1 protein-coding gene is annotated in these 944 nt (G+C 66.6%); it reads right to left on the bottom strand.

The genetic code is table 11. The annotated features are described in order from the left end of the window. The coding region (locus SQ11_RS15210) for a condensation domain-containing protein (protein WP_041515048.1) at nt 1–944 on the bottom strand (944 nt) is incomplete at both ends.

Consider the following 944-nt stretch of genomic DNA (forward strand, 5'->3'; position numbering starts at 1 on the left):
TGCGCATATGCCTCGGCCGCCACGGTGCGTACCCGCTCGAGCAGCCCGGCAAACGAGGGATCGCCGGAAAGATCGAGCCGCAAGGCGAGCGTGTTGACGAAAAACCCGATCAGTCCTTCCAGCTCGCTGCGGGTGCGATTGGCGATGGGCGTACCGATCACCAGATCGGATTGCCCGCTGTAGCGCGACAGCAGCGCGCCAAAGGCAGCCAGGAGCGTCATGAACAGAGTGGCACCCTGCGCTTGCCCGAGGGCGCGCAAGCGTGCGGTCAGGGATGCATTCAACCATACTCCGCAACGTCCGCCGCGATAGCTGGATTGGGCCGGGCGCGGCCGGTCGGTGGGCAGGGAAAGCTGCACCGGCGCATCCTCCAGTTGCTTTTGCCAGTAGGTGAATAAAGCGTTCAGCCGCTCGCCTTGCAGCGTGCGCCGCTGCCAGCAGGCAAAGTCGGCGTACTGGATCGGCAGCGCGGGCAGTAGCGGGGGCTCGCCGCTCATCCTGCCGGCATAGAGTGCGCGCAGGTCGCGATGCAGGATCTCCAGCGACCAGCCATCGGCCACGATATGGTGAAATACCAGCACCAGCCAATGATAATCCGTCTCCAGCCGCAACAGGCTGGCGCGCAGCAGCGGGCCGCGCACCAGATCGAAGGGGGCGGCCAGGGCGGCGCGGACGGCGGCACGGGCGCGTTCCAGGCAGCCGCCCGCCGGCTGGCTGACATCCGCCAGCGGCAGGTCGATGCGCAAGCTGGGCGCAATGAGCTGCACCGGCACGCCGTCGAGGGCGGTGAACGTGGTGCGCAGCGACTCGTGGCGGTCGAGCAGGTCGCACAGACTGTCTTCCAGCGCTCTACAGTCCAGGGGACCATCGAACGGCAGCACCGTGCTCAGGTGATACACCGGGCTGCCCGGATACAACTGCTCGAAAAACCAGAGCCGTTGCTG

It is taken from the genome of Nitrosospira sp. NpAV, from assembly GCF_000832065.1.
Taxonomy (GTDB): domain Bacteria; phylum Pseudomonadota; class Gammaproteobacteria; order Burkholderiales; family Nitrosomonadaceae; genus Nitrosospira.